This window comes from Rahnella woolbedingensis (assembly GCF_003602095.1).
Lineage (GTDB): Bacteria > Pseudomonadota > Gammaproteobacteria > Enterobacterales > Enterobacteriaceae > Rahnella > Rahnella woolbedingensis.
In genome coordinates, this window is record NZ_RAHH01000005.1 from 133706 (window position 1) to 153675 (window position 19970).

Below are 19970 nucleotides of genomic sequence, written 5' to 3' on the forward strand. Positions count from 1 at the left end.
GACGCTGCGGTTTTCACCGCAGCAATCCGGTCATTAACCGGCTTTCAGCATATCTAAAATGACTCTTGCATAGCCTTTCGCGATGGCGGGATTGGAAAGATATTGCATCATGATTTCCTGCTGGGCGGCGTTACAGCCCATGATGGCTTCATCAACCGCTTTTGGAAAGTCTCCCAGCATTACCTGCTCAGATGTATTATTCGCAAGTTGCGTCATAACCGTCTGGTTTTCAGAAATCTTGCCGCAAACAGTGTATAAGCCGCTGATCAAATCTTTTTCCGTCAGGTTATCGGTAATAAACAGTTCGTTTAAACGCTCCAGCACATGCGACAGAAAATCCTCCCGCCGGTCCTTGGCTTTTGCCGAACCAACGTCATTACCGGGTTCCAGCCGGTGTTCAGGGGAGTCTTCTTGCAGCCGCAGACTTTGCTCGCGCATTTTCGACAGACGGTAATGACTCATCACCACGTTCTGCAAATCCACATCATCTTCCTGCACATTTTGTTCGCGCAGCAACGGGCGCAGGTGCCTCGCGAACAGGCTGAGCTTCTCCAGATCTTTATTGTCGTAATCGATAATTTGCGAAATAAATTCATAAAAACGCACAAAGCTGCCGAGGTCTTTTTTGAAAATTTCCAGCCGGTCTTTTTCTTGTTTGCATTCTTTAAAGGTGTTTTCCGCGTTGGCGATAATCACCGGATCCTGCGTTTTTTTTGTGCGTTCAAGGATATCTTTAGCCTGCTTGTAAGCGGCAATCGCCGAGGCATAGCGTTTTTCCCAGCGCACTACAGCCGGTCTGCTGATGTTGCTGAGTGCCGCGCTGGATTTGTTTTTACTAAAAAATGCCGTGCAGAACTGTTCGACTTCGTTCCATTGAAAAATCCCGCTGGTACGCAGCTTTTCAAATAACTCGAACACCAGCGCCGGATCGGACACATCCGTCAGTTCGGCGGTCTGATAATACGGCTGAAAGGCAGCGAGAATGTCGTCCGGTAGGTTATAGAAATCGAGGATAAAGGTGCCGGATTCAGCTTTGCCCGGATAGATGCGATTCAGGCGTGAAAGGGTCTGCACGCACTCGACGCCGCCGAGTGGTTTATCAACATACATGGCGCAGAGTTTTGGCTGATCAAAACCGGTCTGAAATTTGTTCGCTACCAGCATCACCTGATAATCGTCGCTGTCGAAAGCCTTTCTCATATCGCGCCCTTTCAGGCCGGGATTCATATTGGTTTCCGTGAATTTCTGCCCAAGCTGCGCGGCGCTGTTCGGGTCACTTTCCGTGAATTCCACTTCCCCGGAAAACGCCACCATTGCGCTAATTTTCTGGTAATTATTTTCAACAATGTATTTATCGAACGCCAGTTTGTAACGCACCGCTTCCTTACGCGAAGACGTGACGACCATGGCTTTGGCCTGGCCGCCGAGCAAGTTCATGACGTGATTTTTGTAGTGCTCGACAATCACTTTTACCTTTTGCGAGATATTGTAATCGTGCAGTCGCACCCACTGATTCAGCCGGGTTTTGGCCTTTTTACTGTCGACTTCTTTATCCACATCCGCCTGTTTTTGCGCCAGTTTATAAGCCACCTGATAGGTAACGTAATTTTTTAGCACGTCGAGAATAAAACCCTCTTCGATGGCCTGCCGCATGGAATAAACATGAAACGCCTGTGGCCGGTTGGTTTTAGAAGCCGGTTCACCGGGATTGGGAAGACGGCCAAACAGTTCCAGCGTTTTGGCTTTCGGCGTGGCGGTAAACGCGTAATAGTTAAGATTGGTGCTGCCGCGCCTTGCGGCCATGGTGGCGTCCATGATGTCTTCGCAAGTCAGCTCAGCATCATCGCCGGTATCTTCCAGCATCAGCGCTTCTTTCAACTGTCGCGCCGTTGAACCGCTCTGCGAAGAATGTGCCTCATCGACAATAATCGCGTACTGGCGCTGTTTAAGACTCAGGCTGTTTTCAATCGCTTTCAGAACAAATGGAAACGTCTGGATGGTGACGATAATGATGGGCTGCGAGTTTTCCAGCGCGGCGGCGAGCTTCTCAGCTTTTGAGCCTTCGCCGGTTTTATTATTGATGCGCCCGACCACGCCTTCGGCATGTTCAAACTGGTAGATGGTGTCCTGCAGCTGGTCATCAAGCACCGTGCGGTCGGTAACCACAATCACCGAGTGAAACTGCTTTGCGCCGTCTGCGGTATACAGCGTCGAAAGCTGATGCGCCACCCAGGCAATCGAGTTGGATTTGCCGGAACCGGCGCTGTGCTGGATCAGATATTTATTCCCGCAGCCCTCTTCTACTGCCGCGCACACCAGTTTATTCACCACATCCCACTGATGATATCGCGGAAATATCAGCGCTTCTTTTTTGTATTTCAGCCCCTTCCAGTCTTCTTTCTCTTCGATTTGCAGATGCACATAACTACCTAAAATCGTCAGCAGATTATCGGGCAGTAACACTTCATTCCACAGATAATCCGTCGCATAACGGGTCTGATCGACAGGCGTCGGATTGCCCTTTCTGCCTTCCGGTGTACCTTTGTTGAACGGCAGGAAAAACGTCTGATTGCCCGCCAGCCGGGTGGTCATGAAGACGTCGTACTGGCTGACGGCAAAATGCACCAGCGCACCGCGTTTAAATGTCAGCAGCGGCTCCGGCTTTTTGGTTGCCGGATCTTTCGGCACACGGGTTTCTTTATACTGACGGATGGCGCTCTGCACCGTCTGCTTAAACTCGGATTTCAGCTCCAGCGTGGCGACCGGCAGGCCGTTGACGAACAACACCAGATCGATACGCCAGCTTTTGGCTTTACTGCCGGTTGCCGCAAAATGTTCCGCGCTGGCATACGGGCTGTAAACCAGTTCGGGCACCACGCGGCAGATGTTCTGCCGGAAGCGCGCCAGCGTATCCGGATTCAGGCCGTGCTCCGGTTTGAACTGACACAACATGAAACTGGCATTGCGGATTTTCAGCCCGTGGCGCAATACGCCAAGCGTGCCGTAGGTGCGTGAAAGTTTGTCCGTGGCGTTGGTGTCCGCTTTGTTCAACTGCGCCAGCAGCGCATCAAGGAAATGACGCTCAGTGTCATACGGATGCACCCGCGCCAGCTTCTCCCACTCATTCGGCTGCGTGGTTTGCACAAAAGTCAGAACGTCCCGAAGATACAGCGCCCGCGCACGGTCGTAGCCGTCCGGTTTACCGGTGATCCAGCCGTTCGCGCAGAGTTGCGATACCATTTCATCCTGAAAATTTCGCTCTTTAGTAGGATCCGACATCATGCCATCACCTCGTCGGATTCAGTTTGCGTGACAGGAACCTGCCAGTCGCGGACGTCGATTTTGCCGGTGACAGCGGCGGAAATCAGGGCGGTGCGGCGTTCTTTGAGGAGTTCGATCTGTTGCTGCTGGAGTTCGATCAGGGTATCGATTTTGGCGGTTTCGTGATCGAGGAAGGCGGCGATTTGGGTTTGTTCTTCCGAGGAGGGTATCCACATATAAACAGAGCGTAGTATTGCCTGTGTAATACTGAAAACTTTCACCCCCTTTACAGAATACTTGATTTGACTTCTGAACTGTGAACAATCGAAAAGATAAGCATAGAACCGGCTATTTTTACTTTCATGAGGACGAGCAATAATAGTATGGTAACCAGCAAATAAAACGTCATCACTTACAAGTTGAGTGAAATTTCCTGAACCTTCAATATCTTCGGATGTGTCAGCGAAAACCAAATCACCTTTATTCAGCAATGAATTCGGCGAATTTATTAAATATTGTATATTTACGCATTTAAGAAGATGTTTTTCAGGATTGACTTCGAAACCAAATTTTGAATGCACCTCGCCATAATTAACACAAGGAACTCCTTCATCCATTAAATTCTCTTTTGTAATTGTCAATCCTTTCCCAAATGAAAACATATACCGCATCTTATTAATGCGCCAACATTTAGGAATCACCCCCAGCCACTCAACCCCGGAATCCTTATATTCCCCATACGCCTTATACCGCCCGCTCATGAGTGCACCTCCTGCAGCAGCGTCATAATTTCGGCACTGATCGCATCGAGGTCGGCGTCGATCTCTTTCAGGTCTCGCGGCGGCTGATAAACATAGAAGTGGCGGTTAAACGGGATCTCGTAACCGACGACGCCGATCTCATTGTCTTTGGCATCGCGTTTATCGGCGTTGATCCAGGCGTCACTGACGTGCGGTTTTACCTCGCGTTCGAAATAACTCTCGATAAGCTGGATGGTGACGACGTCAGGATTGAGCGGGACGTTTTCGTTGTCGCGTAAATCACCGTCCGGCTCGAATTCCACCACTTTGCCTTTGTAGCGGAACGCGCCATACAGCGGCTGTTCGCTTTCTTTCAGAATTTTTTTCACCACTGGTTCTGCAGAAGGATTTTTGGTGGTGACGGCATCGATGAACTGCTTTTTCTCTTTGGTATCGAACTTCACACCGGCGATGCTGAGCGCTGTTTTCAGTGAGTTTTCAAACTGATTAAAGTCGTTGCTGACGCTGTGTTTACCGCCGTCAGTAGCACCAAACGCGGTCTGGATCAGGCGGGCCTTTTCCATCAGCGTGCGTTGCGCCAGCCACAGTTTGGAGTCGAGCAGATCTTTGATCTGCTTCTCTTTCAGTTCGGGGAAATCGGCTTTGATAATGGCGCGGGCTTCGGTTTCCACATCAGAGAAATCGCCGTAAGTTTGCGTATTCCACGGCGCGGCGAAATCCTGATACAGGCGCTCCATCGGCGCGTTAAACGGTTTCGGCGCGAATCGTAAAGTAGCGACGGCTTCATCGGTGATTTGAGCAGAAAGGCGCAGCGGGCGTTCGATGGTCAGGCGACGGTAGCCGAAATCGGTGCTGTTAAAGATTTTGCTGGCGAACGTTTTCGGCGCGTCTTTTTTACTGCTGGCAGACTGACGGCCACGGCTGGATTTCTGCTCCGGCGCTTTTTCTAACCCCAGTTCATGTAATGGCGTCGGGTTAATGACCGCGAAATCCCCGAAGGTGCGGGTGATGAGTTTGATATCCTCCTCGCCCATCAGATTGCGTTTCGCCCCCAGGGATTTGCGCATTTTGCCGCACAAGTTTGAGCCGTCGAGCAGCTGTACTTTGCCTTTGCGCGCACTATCTTTGTTATTCGACAGGATCCACACATAGGTCGAAATGCCGGTGTTGTAAAACATGTCGGTCGGCAGCGCGACGATGCCTTCGAGCAGATCGGCTTCGAGAATATACCGGCGGATCTCGCTTTCACCGCTGCCCGCCCCGCCGGTAAACAGGGGTGAACCGTTGAGAATAATGCCGATGCGTCCGCCGCCGTCTTTTCCGCTGTCACGCATTTTGCTGATCAGATGCAACAGGAACAGCAGTGAACCGTCAGATACACGCGGCAATCCGGCACCGAAACGGCCATCAAAACCTTTGAGGGTATGCTCGTCGCTGATCTCGGTTTCAATTTTCTTCCAGTCCACACCAAACGGCGGATTGGAGAGCATATAGTCAAATTTGTCGGCAGGAAGCTGGTCGTTAGAAAGCGTATTTCCGAGTTTAATCAGGCTGACATCCTGCCCTTTAATCAGCATATCGGCCTTGCAGATGGCGTAGGATTCCGGGTTCAGTTCCTGCCCGAACGCACGCATCACGGCTTTCGGATTCAGCTCATGCAGGTATTCCATCCCCGCCGATAAAAAGCCGCCGGTGCCCGCCGTCGGGTCATAAATGGTGCGGATGATCCCGTCGCGGGTCAGCGCTTCATCGTCTTTCATAAAGACCAGCGCGGTGGTCAGGCGCACAATGTCGCGCGGGGTAAAGTGCTCGCCCGCTGTTTCATTAGAGCCTTCCGCAAACCGGCGGATCAGTTCTTCAAACACCAGCCCCATATCGTGGTTGGATACCGCCGCCGGGCTGAGATCGGTTGCTGCGACTTTTTGCACTACTTTAAACAACAGATTGGCTTCGCCGAGCTGACTGATAAATTCGCTGAATTTGAAGTGTTCGAAAATCTCGCGGGCATCGGTAGAGAAGCTCTGAATGTAGTTCTCCAGATTATCCCGGATATCTTTTTGCCCGAGATTTCTGAGATTCATCGGCGAAGTATTGAAGAAAGCCAGTCCGCCGGTGGCGCGCAAAATCAGCTTTTCCTGCGCTTCTTCCGGCAGGTACATCGCCTGAACTTTTTGCGCCTCCATCACGACGGCGTCTTTGCTGTTTTCCAGCACGCATTCCAGACGGCGCAGTAAGGCGAAGGGAAGGATGATACGGCCGTACTGTGACTGCTTGAAATCACCACGAAGCAGATCAGCCACTGACCAGATAAAGGCAGCAGTTTGAGAAAAGTCCATTCTTGACATGGAAAGTCCGTTTCTATTTTTCGGAAAGGTAAGCGAAATACATTAGCGATACTGAAGATAAAAAACCCAACACAGATCATATTAAAGACAATTGATCTGTATTAGCACCAATTTACAATAATTAATAATAAATAACGTAAGCGATATTCATGTTATTTATCTATAACACCTTTCCTTCCCGTGCAAACCGCTGCCGTCTTCGCCCCTCTCAATACTGTTTATTTTGTGACTCACTTCAAGTTTTTTCCTTTCCTGCCGATACATAAAACTTAAGATTCCTTCCAGGGAAACGCCCATGTTAAAGACTATCCGCTCACGCATTATCACAGCCTGTATCGCCATCGTAGCGTGCTCGCTGGTTATCAATACGTTCCTCAGTTACACCGTTGCTAACAAATATAACGGTCAGGCGACCGACAGTACGCTGAACGCCCTGACCTCCAGCCACACGCAAGGGATAAGCGACTGGGTGAGTTCTAAAACAGGGATGATCGTTTCACTGCAACAAGTCGCCATGTCGGAAGATCCGATCCCGGTGCTCAAACAGATTGCCAGCGCAGGCGGATTTACTAACGTCTATGTCGGTTATGCCAACAAAACCGCGAAGTTCTCCGATCCGACCGGTGTGCCTGCGGATTACGATCCGACCGGTCGCCCGTGGTACACGCAGGCAGCACAAGCCGGACATCCGGTTGCCACGCCGCCGTATATCGATGCAGGCACCGGTAAGCTGGTGGTCACTTTCGCCGTCCCGGTTATGGAATCTGGCACCCTGAAAGCGATTGTGGCCGGTGACGTGTCGATGGACAGCGTGGTGAATAATGTCAATACCATTCATCCGACGCCCGGCAGTTTCGGCATGCTGGTGGATAAATCCGGTATTATCATTGCGCATCCTGATGCCAGTCTGGCGCTGAAACCCTTTTCTGCGCTGGCACAAGGTGTCGATTTACCGGCGCTATTTGCGGCGAATTCACCGCTGGATATTGAGCTTAATGGCACGGTAAAGCGCGTTCGCGCCATGCCGGTGGCGGGCACCGAGTGGTTTACGCTGGTGGCGCAGGACAAGAAAGAATCCACGGCGGGCATGCGATCCCTGCTGACCTCATCGGTAATTACGCTGATTGTCATCGTACTGATTTCAGCAGTGGTCATCGGGCTGATGATCAGCAAATCCTTCCGCCGTCTGTCGGTGGTGCGCGATACACTTAACGCGATCAGTTCCGGTGAAGATGACCTCACACAGCGCCTGCCGACTGACGGGCACGATGAAGTGACGCAAATCGCGCATGCCTTCAACACCTTCGTCGATAAGCTCAGCAAAGTGATGTCGGAGATCCGTACCACCAGCGAATCAGTCAAAATTGCCGCTGATGAAATTGCCGCTGGCAATAATGATTTGTCGGGCCGTACCGAATCCGCAGCGGCCAGCCTGCAACAAACGGCGGCGTCGCTGGAACAAATCACAGCGACGGTTTCTCAGTCGGCAAGTTCGGCCAAACAGGCGTCCAACACGGCGCGATCGGCATCCGAAGCGGCCATACGCGGTGACGAAGTGGTGACCAAAGTCATCACCACGATGGAAAGCATCGAAACGGCTTCTTCGAAAATCGGGGATATCACCGGCGTTATCGACGGCATCGCGTTCCAGACCAACATTCTGGCGCTGAACGCGGCGGTCGAGGCCGCGCGTGCCGGAGAACAAGGGCGCGGTTTTGCGGTAGTCGCCAGCGAGGTACGCAGTCTGGCGCAGCGCAGCGCCCAGGCGGCGAAGGAGATCAAAGTGCTGATCGAATCCACCGTCAGCAGCGTGGCATCCGGCTCGGCGCAGGTGCGGCTGGCCAGTGACAGCATGAGTGAAATCGTCAGCAACGTGTCAAACGTCAGCCATGTGATGCTCGAGATCACCCACGCCTCTGAAGAGCAGATGCAGAGTATCCACGAGATCAACCGGGCAATCACCCAGCTCGACGGCATGGTGCAGCAGAACGCCGCCATGGTTCAGCAGTCCACCGGTGCCGCGTCGGCATTGCAGGAACAGGCAACGGGTCTGGCGCTCGCCGTAGGGCATTTCCGGGTGTAATCACGCCGCCTGACTAAGATATTCACCGTAGCGCCCGGACTTTATCCTCCGGGCGTTTTTTGTTTTACTTCTGCGACTCTTCCTGCAATTTCCGCCGACCTCAGATTTTTCGCAGTGTCTTTTTTATGCTAGGATTTCGACAAGAATATATAAAAACAGCGTGTCATCTTTGAGGAACAATGAATGAAGTATCCCGTTGAGTTTCGATGGACTCAAAAACATGAGGATTATTGTGTACACCATAAGATCCATCTTAAATTCCCGGAAATAGTGAAAGGAATATACAAAAAGAGAAATATATTCCTTTTTAAAAAAGGGGAGAGAATAAAATTCACCACGGATGTTTGGATCGAAGAATATGCCTCGATGCCGCGGAAAAGTTTCTGTTCGATGGGCGCGTATTCTTATGCGTGCAGTAAATTACCCAATAACCTCAAAACCGGCAGATTTTGCAGCCTGGCCGCAGGGGTGCGGATTATGGGGCCGCAACACCCCATCCACCGGTTTACGACCAGCCCGCTGACCTATCATGATTTTTTCCCGAAAGTGGCACAGGAGCAATTCGGAGAAACGCTCAACATTGCCGGGTTCGACTATATTCCGGCGGAGACGGTATTAGGTCATGATGTCTGGGTGGGAGAACACGCCGTATTAAAAGGCGGTATCACCATCGGTAATGGAGCTGTTATTGCGGCCAATGCGGTGGTCACCAGTGATGTGCCGCCTTACGCCATCGTCGGCGGCATTCCGGCTAAGATCATTAAATACCGCTTTGCACCGGAGATCATCGATCGCCTGCAGGCGATTGAATGGTGGGATTATAAAATTACCGATCTACCCGATGTCACCCAATCGCATGACATCCTTTATTTCCTCCAGCAGATGGAAGAAAAAATAGCCCGTGGCGAAATAAGAAAATATCAATATAAAGTGGTTAATATCGCGCAAGAGTTGGCGAAAATATAACAACATCCACACGCTGCCAGCCACTCCTCAGAGGTGTGGCCGGCGGTTCATCACTTTCCCGTTCTCGCCGCGAAAATTGCCGACAGTCTGTCCGGCCTTTTTCATGCGCCTGCGGGCGCTAGGCTTTCAGTTCCCGCTCAACCAGCGTAGTCAGCACGCCGATACCCAGCGGAATGATGTCGTCATTAAAGTCATATCGCGGGCTGTGCAAAGAGGCCGACGGCGTTGCGCCATCCGCACCTAACCAGAAATACGCCCCCGGACAGGCCTCGAGTAAATAGGCAAAATCTTCTGCGGCCATTGACGGCGCATTATTGAAATGCACTTTCTGAATGCCAGGCGTATTTTCAGCTGCGTCGCGCACAATATTCGCCTGCGCAGCGTGATTTTGCGTCACCGGATAGCCATATTCCCAGCGCACTTCCCCTTTCACACCAAACGGCTGAGGCACCGCATTGACGTATTCCTCAATCAGCTGCCAGCAGGTTTCACGGGTTTTACTGCTCAGGCAACGCAGCGTGCCCGACATTTGCAGCGTTTCCGGGATCACGTTGATGGCTTCACCGGCCTGAAGCTGCGTCAGGCTGATCACCGTTTGTTCCAGCGGCGACAGGCGGCGTGAAATCAGGCTTTGCAGCGACAGGATAAGTTGCGCGCCCGCCACCACCGGATCTGCGCCAAGTTCCGGCATCGCCGCGTGGCAGCCCTTACCGGTCAGCGTGATAAAGAAATTATCCTGCGAGGCCATCATCGGCCCCTGACTGACCGCCACCTCGCCGACCGGCAAGCCCGGCCAGTTGTGCAGCGCGTAAACCGCCTGCATCGGGAAGCGTTCAAACAGCCCTTCTTTCACCATCATTTCGCCGCCACCAAAGTTCTCTTCGGCAGGCTGAAAGATGAAATGCACAGTTCCGCGAAAATGGCGGTTCTCACTCAGATGTTTTGCCAGTCCCAGCAAAATCGACGTATGGCCGTCATGACCGCAGGCGTGCATCAGCCCCGGATTCTGCGACTGGTGAGCGAAATCATTCAGTTCATGGATGGGCAGCGCATCGATATCTGCGCGTAAACCAATGGACGGCCCCTCGCCGTTTCGCAATGTTGCGATAACGCCGGTTTCCGCGATTCCGGTGTGGACTTCGAGGCCAAATGACAGTAACAGCTCACTGATTATTTTTGCGGTGCCATGTTCATTCAGACCCAGTTCCGGGCGCATGTGGAAGTCCCTGCGCCATTGTTTTGCCTGCTCAATAATGTGTTGGGAAATGACCGCCATAAACCCTCTGTGCTGTTCAAAATCCGAAGCTGTGCGATGCGCTCACCGGCACGTATTGGGTTAAAAGTATCACATCCCGTCGTGAACAGTTAAACGGGCTCGATGAAATTACGGTGGGGGATCTACTCCCGTGTTCCTAAAATGGCTCTCTGTTTCTGCTTTGTATATCAGGGTTTATTTTCAGGACATTTCGATCTGCGCCCTTAAGTTACGGACACGAAAAAGGCGGCAAACGCCGCCTCTTCTGCATACTGCTAATGACTGCTCAGCTTATTTGTACATTTCTGCTGTACCGTAAAGCTGGTTATTACCGGATGCACCGATAATACGATATGAACTTGCGCCCGCCTGGGTGGCTTTTGCATTCAGTTCTGATTGCAGACCGGAAATTGAACCGGTGCTTGATGCGCCGACCACACCGAGTGATTGCTGACCTGCCGGAGCGGACTGAACTTCAGTGGCTGCCAGAGTGGTGAATGATGCGGTTGCCAGTGCGATAGCGGCGAATGTCATAGCGATAGTTTTCATGATGTTATTTCCTGTTCGTTAATTTTTGTTCGGGGTGCCTTCTTCAGGAACCTCAGTTTCAGGTCAACGTTATTTATTCATTAACGTTCGATAAGTAAATATTAAGCGTCGGTGATATGTTGTGCAAGCACTTTATTTAACGAACGTTAACTAATTGTGCGTTCGCAAGGAAATGGCAGAGATAAGGTGTAAAGCTGGAAAGGGGAAACCCCGACAATCACGCGGGGTTTTAGGGATGCCTTCAATGCAGACCCTGAAGTGATGTCTTCTTATTTTTTGTTAAAGCCCGGTATAAAGCGGTTCACATCCACTTCAAGGAACTCGCTGCGCTGGAAATTCGCTTTCAGGTTGTAAGGTACTGTGCAGTCGAAAATGGTTTTGCAAGCAATACCGTGGTCGCGCACCGACGGGCTGAAGGCCGGATCTGATGATGGATCCAGCGGATGGCAGCGTACGCCGGGAATAAAAACGGTGCTGACGTCGCCCTGATAACGGGTGGTCATTGCCCAGATCACGTCGTTGAGGTCGAAGACATCGACATCTTCATCCACCAGCATCACGTGTTTCAGCTCGGAGAAAGCGGCGAATGCCAGTAATGCGGCCTGGCGCTGGCGACCTTCATCCGCTGCAAAACGTTTTTTCACCTGCACAACCGCCAGGTATTTACCAGTACCCGGAGACGGGCAGTGAACGTTCTGCACAAAGCCCGGCAGCGCGCGTTCTACCATCTGCAAAATACTGGCTTCGGTCGGGATACCGGCCATATTGGTATGTTCGTCGCTTGGCCCGATACAGGTTTGCAAAATAGGATGGCGGCGGTGCGTGATGGCTTTCACTTTAATCACCGGCACTTCGGCCTGCGCGGCACCGGTGTAACCCGGGAATTCAGGCATCGCTTTGCCGGTGTTGGTATTCTGATCTTCGCGAACGCGATAGTTCGGCACCAGTTCACCTTCGATAACCACTTCGGCGTTGGCGATACCACGCGCGTTAACAGTCAGAGCATCCACCAGTTCGACGGCCTGATTACGCAAACTGCCTGCGACAGACAGTTCGTCAAAGCCCAGAGGCGTGGTTGGCGGCTCGAAGCACGCCCCGATTTCAATCGCCGGATCAACGCCGATGCTGATGGTGATAGGCAGCGCTTTACCTGCGGCCTCGGCTTTCTGGCGGAATACGTCGAGGTGGCGGACAGGCACAAAGTACATAGAGATTTCGTCTTTGCTCTGCACGCACAGGCGGTGAATGGTGACGTCATGCTCGCCGGTTTCAGGATCTGCGGCATAACACATACCCAGTGTGAAATACGGGCCTGCGTCATCCGGCGTATTGGTTGGCGCTGGCAGGATTTTCAGAATGTCGAAATCCGGGTCGGTTGCCAGATGAACCACTTCCTGACAGACCGCTTTTTCACGCGGGATAACGACCGGCGGAACAGGATTCGACACCGAATCTTTCAGCATAAACGCCAGATTTTCCGGCGTGGTGCCAAACAGGCGCGCCACACGTTTACGCGAAGACAGCAGGCCAATCAACACCCGCATATCGTCATACCCTTTGACCTTATTAAAGATCATCGCCGGACCGGTTTGGGTCGGACGTTTCACGGTGCCATTGGCCCCTACGTAGCGATATACACCGGATAACTCTGCAATGGGATCAACAGGTTCATCGGTGTAGATAAGTTCGTCGTCGTACTGGCTTAACACCTCCAGTGCGGAACGAAGATCAGTCACTTTGGTTTGTTTTTCAGACATCTCAGGCTCCTTAATTCATGTAACCGGTAATGCAGCCGGAAAATTAGTACTGCTGCTTCCCGCCAGTGTGCAAAGGATCGGTGATAAGAGTCCAATAACAATACACGGCTCTTTGATAAGGGATTATTATGAGGAAAACGCATGGGAGGATTTATGGATCACCGGCAATTACAGTCATTTGTGGTGCTGGCAGAGGTACTGCATTTTGGCAAAGCGGCCCTGCAACTCAACATCGCGCAACCCGCATTAAGTCAGCAGATTAAAGCACTTGAACAGTCACTGGGTATCCCGCTCTTCACCCGTGATAAGCGCCATGTGGCGCTGACCTTCGAAGGGCAGCAGCTGGTGGAAGAAGCACGTACAGCTATCACGCACTACGAGAGATTTCTCGAGAACGCGCGCAGTTTGCGACAGGGGCATAAAGGGCAGCTGAAGATCAGCTATGTCGGGTCGTCGATTCTGGATCCGGCTCTTGCGCTGTTAATTAATGGTTACCGCAGACAGAAACCGGACATTGAAATCGTTATCGAGGAACATAACGTTCACGAGCAACTAACACTTTTACTCAATTATCAGCTGGATATCGCCCTCGTGCGTTCGCCGGTGCCACGGTTTGCGGAACTTGAGTATCTCGATATCGCCACCCGCCCGCTGATTGCCGTGCTGCCACGTGATCACCCTGCCGGTTCCGGGCAAAAAATCGCCCTCTCCTCGCTCTCGGGATCCCCCTTCCTTATCCAGAAGGATCCGCCGGGTGTGGGCCTTGGCTGGTCAGCCATCAACGCCTGCCAGCAGGCCGGATTTGTGCCACAGAAAATTCAGTTCACGCAGGATGTTTCCGCTGCAATCGGGCTGGTTTCGATGGGCATGGGCGTGACGCTGGTACCAGAAACCCAGCGCTCAATGATGATTTCGGATGTGAATTACTGTTTCCTGACCGATCCCGGTGCGACCACCACGCTGACCCTCAGCTGGCAGCGGCATCTGAAAAATAAAGCGCTGGCGGATTTCATGGTTTATGCGCGGGAACTGACGAAGCCTGTGTAACAGGAGTTCGCCTGTCAGCAGGACAGCCCGAACTCATGCTTTTTTTCTACAGCATCAAATTCATGCTTTTCACCATCATGATTGAACAGACCTGGACTGCTTTCTGCTCTCGTGAAATTCAATAATCAGCGCGGCAAGGTCGTCTTCTTCAGCGTACAGATAGGCAACTGGCACATCCAGCACTTTGGCTATCCGCTTTACCGTGTCCTGATCCGGCTGATGTTTGCCCTTTTCATACTGATTCATGCGCGCACTTGATGATGCCTCATCCACACCTGCCAGAACGCCTAACCTATATTGAGAAAGTCCCGCACGCAGACGCGCTTCCTTGAGTCTCTTAATCAACATGATGTCGGAGCCAACCTTTTACTAAGTTATTCTTAGTTTTGTATTGTGTTATTTTTAAGCGCCACACATACTAAGGATAACTTAGTAATCACCATTAACAGTGAGTCTTACATGACAGGTTCAAAAGATTGGCACACTGCAGATATCATCGCAGCAATCAGAAAGAAAGGGACAACAATGGCTGCAGTTTCAAGGGACGCGGGATTGAGTTCATCCACACTTTCCAACGCGCTGGCAAGGCCGTGGCCGAAAGGTGAAATGATCATTGCCAGAGCAATCGGGATCGAAGAGAAAGAGATCTGGCCGAGCTGGTACAGGGATGCAAAAACAGGAATTGTAATAACCAGAAAACTGAGAAGCTGAGCGGGTTAATGATTTGAAATCAGGAGGATGTAAATCTTAAATGGTGCCGACTACCGGAATCGAACTGGTGACCTACTGATTACAAGTCAGTTGCTCTACCTACTGAGCTAAGTCGGCATTTTGGAGTGTTACCGGGGAACTACGGGGTGCTAAATTAGTGAAATCTGACGCTGACGTCAAGCCCTCACAGGTGCGTTTGCTGCTTTTCTCATCACCCTGCTCAAAATAGGGACTTAGCACCGGCTTCATGACGAAAAATCCACCGGTGCTACGCGTTACGGACGGACTAAATCGTCGCCGTAACCAATCCATTTGTAGGTCGTCAGGGCTTCTAATCCCATCGGGCCGCGGGCGTGCAGTTTTTGCGTGCTGACCGCCACTTCTGCGCCTAAACCGAACTGCCCGCCGTCGGTGAAACGGGTGCTGGCGTTGACGTAAACCGCGGAGGAATCCACCTCACGCACGAAACGGTCGGCGCTGCTGATGGAACGGGTAAGGATCGCATCAGAATGCTCGGTGCCGTAGGTGCGGATATGCGCCACGGCGGCGTCCAGACCAGCGACCACGGTCACGTTCAAATCCAGCGACAGCCATTCATCCGAATAATCTTCTTCGGTCACGGCCAGTACTTTCGCCGGGCCATTTTGCAGATAAGGCATCGCGGATTCGCTGGCGTGCAGCGTGACGCCTGCACGGTGCATTTTATCACTCAGTTCCGGCAGGAAACGGGCAGCAATCGCCTGATGTACCAGCACGGTTTCGAGGCTGTTACAGGCACTCGGACGCTGCACTTTTGCGCTTTCCAGCACGGTCAGCGCTTTGTCGAAATCTGCGCTTTCATCCACAAACGTATGACATACGCCGATACCGCCGGTGATCACCGGAATGGTGGACTGCTCGCGGCACAGCTTATGCAGCGCCGCGCCGCCGCGTGGGATCAGCATGTCGACGTATTTATCCAGACGCAGCAGTTCCGCGACCAGTGCGCGATCCGGACTTTCGATGGCCTGTACCGCCGCTTTCGGCAGACCGCACTCTTCCAGCGCCAGCTGAATGACGTTTACCGTCGCCTGATTGGTGTGATGCGTTTCTTTTCCGCCGCGCAGGATAACGGCATTGCCGGTTTTCAGGCACAGGCTGGCGACGTCGATGGTGACGTTCGGGCGCGCTTCATAAATCACGCCGATCACACCGAGCGGCACACGACGGCGTTCGAGACGCAAACCGCTGTCCTGCAGTGAACCATCCATCACCTGCCCTACCGGATCGCTCAGACGGCAGACGTCGCGCACGTCGCTGGCAATCGCCGATAAACGTGCGGGCGTCAGCAACAGGCGGTCTAATAACGCTTCGCTCATGCCGCTTTCGCGTGCGGCGGCCATGTCGAGTTCGTTGGCAAGAATAATGCTCTGGCTGTTGGCTTCGAGCATGTCGGCCATCAGCATCAGCGCGCGGTTTTTCTGCGCGGTGCTGAGGGTGGAGAGCTGCCAGGACGCGGCTTTCGCGGCCTTGCCCATCTCGTTAAGCATGGAATACTCCTTAACTGACAATCATGTCGTCACGATGCACGGCAACCGGGCCGTATTCGTAACCGAGAATTTCGCTGATCTGCTGAGAGTGATGGCCGGCAATCATGCGCATCGCATCGCTGTTATAGCGGCTGACACCGTGCGCGAGGTCGCGTCCGTTCAGGTTGCGGATGCGGATCACTTCGCCACGCGAGAAATCGCCTTTCACTTCGCGGATACCTTTTGGCAGCAGCGAGCTGCCACGCTCCATCATGGCGGAAACCGCGCCGTCGTCGATGGTGATTTCACCGGCAGGCGGTGCGCCGAAGATCCAGCGTTTACGGTTCTCCAGCGGCGTCTGCATCGCGTGGAAACGGGTGCCGACTGACACGCCGTTAATCACATCGCCAATCACGCCCGGCAGGTTGCCTGCGGCAATAATGGTATCGACACCCGCACGGCACGCGACATCCGCAGCCTGCAACTTGGTCGCCATACCGCCGGTGCCCAGGCCGGAAACGCTGTCGCCCGCCACGCCACGCAGTTCGTCATCAATAGTCATGACTTCGCGGATCAGTTCCGCCTGCGGGTTGGTGCGCGGATCGGCAGTAAACAGGCCACTTTGATCAGTCAGCAGCAGCAGTTTATCGGCACCAGCAAGAATGGCCGCCAGCGCAGAAAGATTGTCGTTATCGCCGACTTTAATCTCCGCCGTCGCCACCGCATCGTTCTCGTTAATGACCGGCACAATGTGGTTATCGAGCAGCGCATGCAGGGTGTCGCGGGCGTTCAGGAACCGCTCGCGGTCTTCCATATCGGCACGCGTCAGCAGCATCTGACCAATGTGGATGCCATAAATAGAAAACAATTGCTCCCACAGCTGGATTAAGCGGCTTTGCCCGACGGCAGCCAGCAGCTGTTTGGAAGCAATGGTGGCGGGGAGTTCGGGGTAGCCAAGATGTTCACGCCCGGCAGCAATTGCGCCCGACGTCACAATCACAATCCGATGCCCTGCCGCATGTTGCTGCGCGCATTGGCGGACAAGCTCAACAATGTGAGCACGGTTGAGGCGGCGTGAACCGCCAGTGAGCACGCTGGTGCCCAGTTTTACAACCAGTGTCTGGCTACCACTCATAATCGTTCCATTAGTGTGAAGAAGAAGTGCTTCTGTGTCTTTTTAACAGGGGAGAAGCGTTATGCCAACCGGCATAACGCTATAATAGCAGCATTCAGTATGGGAATGGGTAGTACGGAAGGTCAGGCAGAGAGCTTCACCGGTTGTTCGCTGAAATCATCAGCGGGTTCCAGTCTGAGCGACATCTCTTCAATCATCTTATTCAGGTTCTTGTGAAACACTTTTAGTGTCGTCTCAAGCTTCTCACGAACTTCAGCATCTTTAATGTTTTGCGCTTTCCAGATGCCATCTTTATCGAACAAACCGAAATGATAAACATAGGTAAAACGTTCAGCTTCTGCCTGTAACTCAATCCACCAGCCCCAGAATTCACGTTTCTCTGGCGCGGGTTTCACGTTCACACAAACCGCTAAGCAGTCAAAGAAAAAGCGGTCGTTCTCGCATTTCCCTTCTCTAATGTACGGCCCCAATGTACCGAAACGTTTCATTAGCCTGCTTTTAGGATGACCACTTGGTAACGTCATTGTACAACCTCCATAGAAAGACGATCCTTTTTAGCAAAACGTTAGGAATTAGCAACCGTTAAGTTAACGCATATGCTTTTGCAACCACTCACAAATCTCGCGCAAAGCGCGATCAAAATGCGCGTAAAGCGGCTCGTTCTGAATCGCTAAAAGCTTGCCTTCAGATGAGGAATCCGCAATCAACTTGGCTTCAGCCTTCGGACTGAAGATGTCATTTTCCCAATACGCAGCCAGCATTGGCGTCGGCGTTCTGCGCCCGAGCAGCCCCTGCATTTTCAGAGAATATCGATTAAGTTCGGTTTTGAGGGCGGAATCCGACGCGCTCGACATCCCGAGCCGGCTCGCCAGTACATCCATATACATATCGGGAACCTGTTCCTGACATTTCGGACAGCTCAGCAGGGAATGCACCAGCGCGCCTAATGTGGCGACAGCGCAAACACGGCGCGGTTCGAGATAGGCCAGACGCACAGCGACGTTCGCACCAAAGCGATAACCGAGCAGGCTGACACGTCTGGCATCGACCCACGGAACATCGGAAAGCTGGTGCAACACCTGCTGATGCAGGAAGCTGGTGTCCTGAGTGAGTTTCCATTTCGACGAAAACCCGATCGACGGCATGTCGATGGTCAGCATCGCAATGCCCATCGGCGCGAGATATGAACGGAACAGGCGCTGATGGTCACTTTGCAAAGTATCCAGACCCCCGCACACCATCACCGTTGGGAACGGCGCTTCACCTTCATTCGGCAGATGCAGAAAACCGGTAATTGGCGCTCCGCCCGGAATTTTGAAGTCGATCTCTTTGAGAGAATACGGCGAATGTTCTGACGCTTTTTCAAACGCTTTATTGGCCAGCACTTCGGACTGTTCTGCCAGCGTATCGCCTTTCAGATGCGGATAACCGGCGATGCTGTAAAGATTCGCCGCCTTCAGCCAGTATTCACTGGCCAGGTTCGGATCTTTTTCTTCGGCGGCTTTTTGCTGCCACGCCATCGCCTGATTAGACCATTCGTAAACCCAGTTGCCGTTACGGTAGCCAATCACCGTGTCCAGCAGCAGCGGATTGCTGTGCTCGGCTTTGGAAACTGCTATGCGCGAAAGCACTTCTTCAACTTCTAAAGGATCTACACCCCGCCATATCCACATCAGGCGGTTAATGGTTCTGTACCAGCAATTTACCGTGTCGCCTTCCAGCGCAGTATGCATCGGCGGGTGCGTTTTATGATGATGAACGCGACGAACCAGCGTCGAAGTTTCCGGGTATTTAAAGGAAGGTTTAAACAGTTTTTCCGTAAGGTTGGCTGGAGCCATAATGCATGATCCTCCGTTAGCAAGCAGCAGGCCGCCTGCAGGCGACCCTTTCTGGACGGGATTATAACCCGCCCACGGTGCGACAGGACAGGAATGAGGTCAAGCGGAAAGGATTTCAAGTCAACAAAAGCAAAACGCCCGGCAATGAGCCAGGCGTTTATAAACAGCGGGAAAAATTATTTTCCTACCAGAGGCGGGACGAATACCACGCCCATATCCCACGGCTGTTCGATCCAGGTGTTCTGCGGAATGTCGATCACGTAATCATCGACCAGCGGTGCGCCGGCTGGTTTAGCGAAGATGGTGATGAAGTGTGCTTTCGGATACATTTCGCGAATGGCTTTCGCGGTGCCACCGGTATCAACCAGATCGTCGATGACGATAAAGCCTTCGCCGTCGCCTTCTGCGCGTTTCAGCACGTGCATTTCGCGCTGATTATCATGGTCGTAGCTGGAGATACACACGGTATCCACATGGCGGATGCACAGCTCGCGAGCCAGCAACGCTGCAGGAACCAGGCCGCCACGGCTGACTGCAATAATACCCTTCCATTGTTCTGCCGGCAGCAGGCGTTTAGCCATGGTGCGGGCGTGGATTTGCAGCATGTCCCAGGTTACAACGTATTTTTCGCTCATAAAGGTGTCCCAGCCAGTGAATTAACGGCTTTTAAAAATTTATTGGGGGGGAAAAAGGTTGCGCGAGATTATAGTGAGTCCGGCTCACAAAAACCAGTAATTATCTGGCCTCAGCGGCC

Annotated in this window: 15 protein-coding genes, 1 tRNA gene and 1 pseudogene; 4 read left to right on the forward strand and 13 right to left on the reverse strand. The window is 52.5% G+C overall.

Annotated elements, in window-relative coordinates; all coding sequences use genetic code 11:
- Nucleotides 1–33: 33 nt before the first annotated feature.
- The 3 genes and pseudogenes from D6C13_RS05315 to D6C13_RS05325 form a co-directional block, all read right to left on the reverse strand.
- Complete coding sequence (locus D6C13_RS05315) at nt 34–3282, reverse strand: type I restriction endonuclease subunit R (protein ID WP_120131779.1); 3249 nt, start codon at nt 3280–3282, stop codon at nt 34–36.
- A 65-nt stretch (nt 3283–3347) separates the two neighbouring features.
- Nucleotides 3348–4022, reverse strand: a pseudogene (locus D6C13_RS05320) (restriction endonuclease subunit S); the annotation flags it as partial.
- Nucleotides 4019–6367 carry a type I restriction-modification system subunit M gene (locus D6C13_RS05325; RefSeq protein WP_120131781.1) on the reverse strand — a complete coding sequence of 783 codons (2349 nt, stop codon included), beginning with the start codon at nt 6365–6367 and terminating at the stop codon, nt 4019–4021. The gene D6C13_RS05325 and the pseudogene D6C13_RS05320, both read right to left, overlap by 4 nt.
- Before the next feature lie 295 nt (nt 6368–6662).
- Between D6C13_RS05325 and D6C13_RS05330 the strand changes: the two genes are divergently transcribed.
- Nucleotides 6663–8450, forward strand: a complete 1788-nt coding sequence (locus tag D6C13_RS05330) for a methyl-accepting chemotaxis protein (protein ID WP_120131782.1) — start codon at nt 6663–6665, stop codon at nt 8448–8450.
- A 183-nt stretch (nt 8451–8633) separates the two neighbouring features.
- Nucleotides 8634–9416 (forward strand): CatB-related O-acetyltransferase, encoded by a 783-nt coding sequence (locus D6C13_RS05335; RefSeq protein ID WP_120131783.1) that lies wholly within the window; start codon nt 8634–8636, stop codon nt 9414–9416.
- Nucleotides 9417–9534: 118 nt separating this feature from the next.
- Here D6C13_RS05335 and D6C13_RS05340 read toward each other — a convergent pair whose 3' ends face one another.
- From D6C13_RS05340 to D6C13_RS05350, 3 genes are all read right to left on the reverse strand, one after another.
- Nucleotides 9535–10692, reverse strand: a complete 1158-nt coding sequence (locus D6C13_RS05340; RefSeq protein WP_120131784.1) for a M20 aminoacylase family protein — start codon at nt 10690–10692, stop codon at nt 9535–9537.
- A gap of 270 nt (nt 10693–10962) precedes the next feature.
- Nucleotides 10963–11220: a multiple stress resistance protein BhsA gene (gene bhsA / locus D6C13_RS05345; protein ID WP_120131785.1), complete on the reverse strand. Its 258-nt coding sequence runs from the start codon at nt 11218–11220 to the stop codon at nt 10963–10965.
- A 269-nt stretch (nt 11221–11489) separates the two neighbouring features.
- Complete coding sequence (locus D6C13_RS05350) at nt 11490–12977, reverse strand: UbiD family decarboxylase (protein ID WP_120131786.1); 1488 nt, start codon at nt 12975–12977, stop codon at nt 11490–11492.
- Between the two features lie 153 nt (nt 12978–13130).
- Between D6C13_RS05350 and D6C13_RS05355 the strand changes: the two genes are divergently transcribed.
- Complete coding sequence (locus D6C13_RS05355) at nt 13131–14024, forward strand: LysR family transcriptional regulator (protein ID WP_120131868.1); 894 nt, start codon at nt 13131–13133, stop codon at nt 14022–14024.
- Nucleotides 14025–14099: 75 nt separating this feature from the next.
- On the opposite strand, the gene D6C13_RS05360 is transcribed toward D6C13_RS05355, so the two are convergent.
- Nucleotides 14100–14372, reverse strand: coding sequence for a helix-turn-helix domain-containing protein (locus D6C13_RS05360; protein ID WP_120131787.1), 273 nt, complete (start codon nt 14370–14372; stop codon nt 14100–14102).
- 111 nt (nt 14373–14483) lie between these two features.
- Here D6C13_RS05360 and D6C13_RS05365 point away from each other — a divergent pair, with 111 nt between their 5' ends.
- The gene (locus D6C13_RS05365) at nt 14484–14735 is read left to right on the forward strand and encodes a helix-turn-helix domain-containing protein (protein WP_120131788.1); all 252 of its coding nucleotides are present in this window, start codon (nt 14484–14486) and stop codon (nt 14733–14735) included.
- 41 nt (nt 14736–14776) lie between these two features.
- Here D6C13_RS05365 and D6C13_RS05370 read toward each other — a convergent pair.
- The 6 genes from D6C13_RS05370 to gpt form a co-directional block, all read right to left on the reverse strand.
- Nucleotides 14777–14852, reverse strand: a tRNA-Thr gene (locus D6C13_RS05370).
- A gap of 158 nt (nt 14853–15010) precedes the next feature.
- Nucleotides 15011–16264, reverse strand: coding sequence for a glutamate-5-semialdehyde dehydrogenase (proA, locus tag D6C13_RS05375; RefSeq protein ID WP_120131789.1), 1254 nt, complete (start codon nt 16262–16264; stop codon nt 15011–15013).
- A gap of 10 nt (nt 16265–16274) precedes the next feature.
- Complete coding sequence (gene proB / locus D6C13_RS05380; RefSeq protein ID WP_120131790.1) at nt 16275–17378, reverse strand: glutamate 5-kinase; 1104 nt, start codon at nt 17376–17378, stop codon at nt 16275–16277.
- Between the two features lie 122 nt (nt 17379–17500).
- Nucleotides 17501–17902 carry a sigma factor-binding protein Crl gene (crl, locus tag D6C13_RS05385; protein WP_120131791.1) on the reverse strand — a complete coding sequence of 134 codons (402 nt, stop codon included), beginning with the start codon at nt 17900–17902 and terminating at the stop codon, nt 17501–17503.
- Between the two features lie 63 nt (nt 17903–17965).
- The gene (frsA, locus tag D6C13_RS05390) at nt 17966–19216 is read right to left on the reverse strand and encodes an esterase FrsA (RefSeq protein ID WP_120131792.1); all 1251 of its coding nucleotides are present in this window, start codon (nt 19214–19216) and stop codon (nt 17966–17968) included.
- 176 nt (nt 19217–19392) lie between these two features.
- Nucleotides 19393–19851 (reverse strand): xanthine phosphoribosyltransferase, encoded by a 459-nt coding sequence (gpt, locus tag D6C13_RS05395; RefSeq protein WP_120131793.1) that lies wholly within the window; start codon nt 19849–19851, stop codon nt 19393–19395.
- Nucleotides 19852–19970: the final 119 nt, after the last annotated feature.